We start from the raw sequence: 1,826 nt of genomic DNA, 5'->3' as shown, positions 1-1,826 counted from the left end.
GCCTATCCCAATATCCGTATTCGCGTGGTCGATGAGGGGGCCAATGCGGTGCTGCAATCGGTTTTGAATGGCGAGGTGGAGTTGGGGATTACGCTCCTCGGCACACAAGAGTCGGAAATTACCTTCGATCCTCTGGTCGAAGAGCCTTTTGTTTTAGCCTGTAGGGGCGATCACGAGTTGGCCGCCCGCAAGGAAGTTTCCTGGCAGGAGTTGAAACCCTATCGTTTCATCACCGTTGGGCGGCTCAGCGGCAATCGGCTGATACTCGATCTGCAATTGGCGCAAACCGACTGGCGCCCGCGCTGGTTCTATGAGGTTCAGCATCTCTCCACCTCCCTCGGTTTGGTGGAAGCCGGGCTCGGCATCGCCGCCCTGCCGCGCATGAGCCTGCCCGCTGGGCCGCATCCGGTGCTCGCCAGCCGCCCCCTCGTCAATCCCGTCGTAACCCGCACGGTCGGTATTGTGCGGCGGCGCGGGGCGAGCCTCTCCCCGGCGGGACAGCGCTTCTACGACATGCTGATGCAGCGTTGGGGTTAGTCCAACCGCCTAATTTATAACCTTTACGCATTAATCCTGCCGATATTTGCAATTCATATCCGAATTGCGACGCGCTATCTGCTGTAAGCACACTATCCCGCCCCCACAGCCTCGGCCCGCGCCCGCAGAAGGCGACCCCGAGACCGGTCTAACCGAGGGGGCATCACCCTCACGCGCCACGCCCCGGCTGGCGACTGATCGAATCTGCGCGCCGCTCAGAAACTGCGGCACGACCGAGGAATGCTGTGCTCAAGATAACCCTGGGAGGAAAAAAGATGCTCAATCGCCGCTCGCTCTTCGCGCTACTCATTGCTACGGCTTCGGTCGTCCCCGTCACGCGGGCTTTCGCCCAAACCGATAGTTTCCCAAGTCGGCCGATTCGGTTGCTCGTTCCCTATGCGGCGGGCGGCGGTACCGACGCGATTGCCCGGCTGGTCGCCAATGGTGTCGGCGAGAAGCTCGGCCAAACGATGATTGTCGAGAATAACGGCACGGCGGGCGGCAACGTCGCCTCGCAGACCGTCGCCAGTGCCAAGCCCGATGGCTATACGGTTCTCATGGCCAATCAAGGGCCGATGGTGGTCAATCCCCATCTCTTCAAGAATTTACGGATCGACCCGCTGGAAGCTTTCGCGCCGATTACTCTGATCGCGCGCACCCCCCTCGTCGTCGTTGTCGCCAAGAACTCCCAATTCAAAAGCTTCAAAGACCTCATGGCCTACGGCAAAGCCAAACCTGGCCTGCTGAGCTATGGATCGGCGGGCAATGGGTCGGCCAGCCATTTGGCCACCGCCCTCCTGCTCGCCCAGGCGAATATCGACGCGGTTCACATTCCCTATAAAGGCGCTGGCCCGGCCTTAAACGATATGCTGGGCGGACGCGGGGATTTTATGGTGACGACGCTTCCTTCCGTGCTCGGCCTGATCGACGGCGGGCAAATGGTGCCGCTGGCCGTAACCACCGATAAGCGCGTGGAAAAGCTGGCCACGATTCCGACCGTCGCCGAAAGCGGTTTACCGGACTATACCTCGGCTGCTTGGTATGGGTTTTCCGTGCCGAAAAACACGCCGCAGCCGGTCATCCAAAAACTGCGCGACGCAACTTTGGCCGCGCTCGGCTCGCCGCTCATCAAGGAACGGCTCGCGGCGGAAGGCACCGAAATCGTCGGCGATACCCCGGCAGAATTCGGCGCAATGATGAAGGCTGAATCGGCCCGCTGGGCGAAGTTCCTCGCGAGCGCCAATATTTCGATCGATTGACGCGGCTTAAGCCCGCTCCCCTTGGCGTCG

General features: G+C 61.0%; 2 protein-coding genes. Both read left to right on the top strand.

The features are described 5' to 3' along the window. Window positions 1–537, top strand: a 537-nt coding sequence (locus VZ95_RS11660) for a LysR substrate-binding domain-containing protein (RefSeq protein WP_045775990.1), incomplete at its 5' end; no start/stop codon positions are given. A 275-nt stretch (window positions 538–812) separates the two neighbouring features. Further along, window positions 813–1,796, top strand: coding sequence for a Bug family tripartite tricarboxylate transporter substrate binding protein (locus VZ95_RS11655; protein WP_045775989.1), 984 nt, complete (start codon window positions 813–815; stop codon window positions 1,794–1,796). The last annotated feature ends 30 nt before the right edge of the window (window positions 1,797–1,826 follow it).

The organism is Elstera litoralis, from assembly GCF_000963705.1.
Taxonomy (GTDB): Bacteria; Pseudomonadota; Alphaproteobacteria; order Elsterales; family Elsteraceae; genus Elstera; species Elstera litoralis.
This window is presented reverse-complemented; position numbering and strand designations above follow the sequence as displayed.